The organism is Maribacter zhoushanensis (assembly GCF_029350975.1).
Classification (GTDB): Bacteria; Bacteroidota; Bacteroidia; order Flavobacteriales; family Flavobacteriaceae; genus Maribacter; species Maribacter zhoushanensis.
In genome coordinates, this window is the sequence record NZ_JARKMR010000016.1 from 1 (window position 1) to 5,692 (window position 5,692).

Sequence of the window (5,692 nt, forward strand, 5' to 3'; positions counted from 1 at the left end):
GTATAAAAAAAGCCCCTTACATTACTGTAAAGGGCTTTCGAAAAAGGCGGCTACCTACTCTCCCACTTGGTATAGCAGTACCATCGGCGCAAACGGTCTTAACTTCCCTGTTCGGAATGGTAAGGGGTGGGCCCCGTCGCCATGGCCACCTAAGTTTTAGATCGGATATATCCGACCGCGGACTTCGCCGCAATATCGTTGACATGAATGGAACAGGATCCTATAAAGGAAAAAAATACGTATTTTATTTATGTAACGTACCGTAAAAAAAGAAAGAAGTAAAGATCGTCGTCCGCCCCTCCACCAAGGAAGGGACGTACGTATGCGCAAGCCTGACGGGCAATTAGTACTACTCGGCTGCGGACATTACTGCCCTTCTACCTATAGCCTATCAACGTGGTCATCTCCCACGGCCCTTTAAAGAAATCTCATCTTGTGGCCGGTTTCGCGCTTATATGCTTTCAGCGCTTATCCGATCCCGACATAGCTACCCAGCGATGCTCCTGGCGGAACAACTGGTGCACCAGCGGTCAGTCCAACTCGGTCCTCTCGTACTAGAGTCAGATCCACTCAAATTTCTAACGCCCGCAGTAGATAGAGACCGAACTGTCTCACGACGTTCTGAACCCAGCTCGCGTGCCACTTTAATGGGCGAACAGCCCAACCCTTGGGACCTTCTCCAGCCCCAGGATGTGACGAGCCGACATCGAGGTGCCAAACCCCCCCGTCGATATGAGCTCTTGGGGGAGATCAGCCTGTTATCCCCGGCGTACCTTTTATCCTTTGAGCGATGGCCCTTCCATACGGAACCACCGGATCACTATGCTCTTGTTTCCAACCTGATCGACCTGTATGTCTCTCAGTCAAGCGCCCTTGTGCCATTGCACTCTACACACGATTGCCAACCGTATTGAGGGCACCTTTAGAAGCCTCCGTTACTCTTTTGGAGGCGACCACCCCAGTCAAACTACCCACCACGCACTGTTCTCTCAATAGAGAGTTAGGCCCCGGACAAGCAAAGGCTGGTATTTCAACAATGACTCCACCACACCTGGCGATGCAGCTTCAAAGTCTCCCAGCTATCCTACACATTGCTTGACCAAGGTCAATACGAAGCTATAGTAAAGGTGCACGGGGTCTTTTCGTCCCACTGCGGGTAACCGGCATCTTCACCGATACTACAATTTCACCGAGCTCATGGCCGAGACAGTGTCCAGATCGTTGCACCATTCGTGCAGGTCGGAACTTACCCGACAAGGAATTTCGCTACCTTAGGACCGTTATAGTTACGGCCGCCGTTTACTGGGGCTTCAATTCAATGCTTCGCCGAAGCTGACATCTCCTCTTAACCTTCCAGCACCGGGCAGGTGTCAGGCCCTATACTTCATCTTTCGATTTTGCAGAGCCCTGTGTTTTTGATAAACAGTCGCCTGGACCTCTTCACTGCGGCCCCCCATAAGGGGGCGACCCTTCTCCCGAAGTTACGGGTCTATTTTGCCTAGTTCCTTAGCCATGAATCTCTCGAGCGCCTTAGAATACTCATCCCAACCACCTGTGTCGGTTTACGGTACGGGCTGCTTCACTCGCTTTTCTTGGAAGTCGATATGCTGGATTATCACCTTGACCGTGGTCTCGGTGTACTATCGGGGCGTTACCGCTCCCTTCAACGTACAATTCCGTCTGTACGCACCAACTTCTCGCCTCCGTCACTTTTAGCGTGAGCAGGTACAGAAATATTAATCTGTTGTCCATCCACTATCCCCTTCGGGTTCGCGTTAGGTCCCGACTGACCCCCAGCTGATTAGCATAGCTGGGGAAACCTTGGTCTTTCGGCGTGCGGGTTTCTCGCCCGCATTATCGTTACTTATGCCTACATTTTCGTTTGTAACCGCTCCAGCATCCCTCGCAGGTACGCCTTCGACGCAGTTACAATGCTCCCCTACCCCTCATATTAATATGAAGTCACGGCTTCGGTGATATACTTATGCCCGATTATTATCCATGCGGAACCGCTCGACCAGTGAGCTGTTACGCACTCTTTAAATGAATGGCTGCTTCCAAGCCAACATCCTGGCTGTCAATGCAGTTCCACCGCGTTATATCAACTTAGTATATACTTTGGGACCTTAGCCGGTGATCTGGGTTCTTTCCCTCTCGGACATGGACCTTAGCACCCATGCCCTCACTGCGCAGAAACATTTTATAGCATTCGGAGTTTGTCAGGAATTGGTAGGCGGTGAAGCCCCCGCATCCAATCAGTAGCTCTACCTCTATAAAACTATCTACACGCTGCACCTAAATGCATTTCGGGGAGTACGAGCTATTTCCGAGCTTGATTGGCCTTTCACCCCTACCCACAGGTCATCCCAAGACTTTTCAACGTCAACGGGTTCGGTCCTCCACTATGTGTTACCACAGCTTCAACCTGCCCATGGGTAGATCGCACGGTTTCGCGTCTACTACTACTGACTATGGCGCCCTATTAAGACTCGCTTTCGCTACGGCTCCGTTCCTGAAGAACTTAACCTTGCCAGTAAAAGTAACTCGTAGGCTCATTATGCAAAAGGCACGCCGTCACCCATATGGGCTCCGACCGCTTGTAAGCGTATGGTTTCAGGATCTATTTCACTCCGTTATTCACGGTTCTTTTCACCTTTCCCTCACGGTACTGGTTCACTATCGGTCTCTCAGGAGTATTTAGTCTTGGCGGATGGTCCCGCCGGATTCATACAGGGTTTCACGTGCCCCGCACTACTCAGGATACCACTATCTAAATGCTCTTTGCCTATACGGGACTATCACCCTCTATGGTCGCTATTTCCAAAGCGTTCTAGTTCATTACACCTCGAATGTCGTGGTCCTACAACCCCGCACATGCCGGAACATGTACGGTTTGGACTAATCCGATTTCGCTCGCCGCTACTATCGGAATCACTTTTGTTTTCTCCTCCTCCGGGTACTTAGATGTTTCAGTTCCCCGGGTTTACTTCTCTTACGAGATGACATATCTTCAATATGCCGGGTTGCCCCATTCGGATATCTACGGATCATATCGTGTGTGCCGATCCCCGTAGCTTTTCGCAGCTTATCACGTCCTTCTTCGCCTCTGAGAGCCTAGGCATTCCCCATACGCCCTTTTCCAGCTTGTCGCCAGATCTTTAATCTATTCTATTCTTAATTCGTACTCTTTACTTAATAAAGATTCGTGTTTCTTTCTTTTTTAGGCGGTAAGATAAAATCTTACCTCCTGTTCCAATATGTCAATGAACGATCGCGAGTCGCGATAGACGATTAAATCATCTATGCTGCTCACCGCAAGCTCCTAAGATCTTATTTCACATCCCGGGCATTGCCTGGTGGAGAATATCGGAGTCGAACCGATGACCTCCTGCGTGCAAGGCAGGCGCTCTAGCCAGCTGAGCTAATCCCCCATTCTATAAGTAGGCAGTTGCCAGTTTACAGTTGACAGGTAGCACAACTTCTAAAATTTCCTTCAATATTTCAATCTATGAACGTACCGTCATTTTAAAAACGGCCCTTTTTGTTTGTAGTCCCAGGCAGACTCGAACTGCCGACCTCTACATTATCAGTGTAGCGCTCTAACCAGCTGAGCTATGGGACTGTCCCTACTCCTTCCTTTCCAGCATAAATACCTTTTGGAAAAAGCAATTACTTATATATCATAATTATGGAGATTTTTTTTACCAGAACAATCACTATGGAAAAATAGTATTAAATCAAAAGACCGGGACCGTAGTTCCAATTCTTTACTTCGTCAGGGACCGTCCTTAAAGGACAATCTCTAGAAAGGAGGTGTTCCAGCCGCACCTTCCGGTACGGCTACCTTGTTACGACTTAGCCCTAGTTACCGATCTTGCCCTAGGCCGCTCCTTACGGTGACGGACTTCAGGCACTCCCGGCTTCCATGGCTTGACGGGCGGTGTGTACAAGGCCCGGGAACGTATTCACCGGATCATGGCTGATATCCGATTACTAGCGATTCCAGCTTCACGGGGTCGAGTTGCAGACCCCGATCCGAACTGTGATAGGTTTTATAGATTCGCTCCGCCTTGCGACGTGGCTGCTCTCTGTACCTACCATTGTAGCACGTGTGTGGCCCAGGACGTAAGGGCCGTGATGATTTGACGTCATCCCCACCTTCCTCACGGTTTGCACCGGCAGTCCCGTTAGAGTCCCCATCATGACATGCTGGCAACTAACGGTAGGGGTTGCGCTCGTTATAGGACTTAACCTGACACCTCACGGCACGAGCTGACGACAACCATGCAGCACCTTGCAAATTGCCCGAAGGAAAATCTATCTCTAGACCTGTCAATATGCATTTAAGCCCTGGTAAGGTTCCTCGCGTATCATCGAATTAAACCACATGCTCCACCGCTTGTGCGGGCCCCCGTCAATTCCTTTGAGTTTCATTCTTGCGAACGTACTCCCCAGGTGGGATACTTATCACTTTCGCTTGGCCGCCCAGGTCTCAAGGACCCGGACAGCTAGTATCCATCGTTTACGGCGTGGACTACCAGGGTATCTAATCCTGTTCGCTCCCCACGCTTTCGTCCATCAGCGTCAGTATATAGTTAGTCACCTGCCTTCGCAATCGGTGTTCTATGTAATATCTATGCATTTCACCGCTACACTACATATTCCGGCAACTTCACTATAACTCAAGACCAACAGTATCAAAGGCAATTTTACAGTTGAGCTGCAAACTTTCACCCCTGACTTATCGGCCCGCCTACGGACCCTTTAAACCCAATAATTCCGGATAACGCTCGGACCCTCCGTATTACCGCGGCTGCTGGCACGGAGTTAGCCGGTCCTTATTCTTACGGTACCGTCAGTAAGCTACACGTAGCTCTTTTTCTTCCCGTATAAAAGCAGTTTACTACCCATAGGGCATTCTTCCTGCACGCGGCATGGCTGGATCAGAGTCTCCTCCATTGTCCAATATTCCTCACTGCTGCCTCCCGTAGGAGTCTGGTCCGTGTCTCAGTACCAGTGTGGGGGATCCCCCTCTCAGGGCCCCTACCCATCGTAGCCTTGGTAAGCCGTTACCTTACCAACTAGCTAATGGGACGCATGGCCATCTTGTACCGCCCGAAGGCTTTAACCGTATAACGATGCCGAAATACGGTACTACGGGGCATTAATCCAAGTTTCCCTGGGCTATTCCCCTGTACAAGGCAGGTTCCATACGCGGTGCGCACCCGTGCGCCGGTCGTCATCTTGTGCAAGCACAAATGTTACCCCTCGACTTGCATGTGTTAGGCCTGCCGCTAGCGTTCATCCTGAGCCAGGATCAAACTCTTCATCGTTGTTTTGTAAATATTCGTCCCAACGAAGTCAAAATCTCTCCCGGCCCCGACTCTCGATTCAATTCCTTATATATATATCTCGCGATATACTAAATTGTATGTTTCCTTAATTCTTGTTCCTCTCGAACAGGTCCTCACCTGAACTCGATTCTTATCTCCACAATATTTCAATGAACTTCTATCCACTCCGCTTCAAATCTCTCGATTTCTTCGCCTCGTTTCCCTTAGGTGTTTCCCTAAGCGGCTGCAAATATACAACTGTTTTTTAACCTGGCAACTTTTATCGAAAAAAATTATTTTTCTTTTTTTCGCCAATCCAAAACAACTTACCTAAGAACCTTTTTCCCTATTCCCGATTC

At 49.5% G+C, this 5,692-nt stretch carries 2 tRNA genes and 3 rRNA genes; all 5 read right to left on the reverse strand.

Features of this window, described 5'->3' with window-relative positions:
• Positions 1–41: 41 nt before the first annotated feature.
• Positions 42–153 (reverse strand): 5S ribosomal RNA (rrf, locus tag PXD56_RS18540).
• Between the two features lie 169 nt (positions 154–322).
• A 23S ribosomal RNA gene (locus PXD56_RS18545) occupies positions 323–3,151 on the reverse strand.
• 203 nt (positions 3,152–3,354) lie between these two features.
• A tRNA-Ala gene (locus tag PXD56_RS18550) sits at positions 3,355–3,431 on the reverse strand.
• Positions 3,432–3,548: 117 nt separating this feature from the next.
• Positions 3,549–3,622, reverse strand: a tRNA-Ile gene (locus PXD56_RS18555).
• 184 nt (positions 3,623–3,806) lie between these two features.
• A 16S ribosomal RNA gene (locus PXD56_RS18560) occupies positions 3,807–5,333 on the reverse strand.
• Together the 16S, 23S and 5S rRNA genes with 2 tRNA genes alongside form the textbook arrangement of a ribosomal RNA operon.
• Between the last annotated feature and the right edge of the window lie 359 nt (positions 5,334–5,692).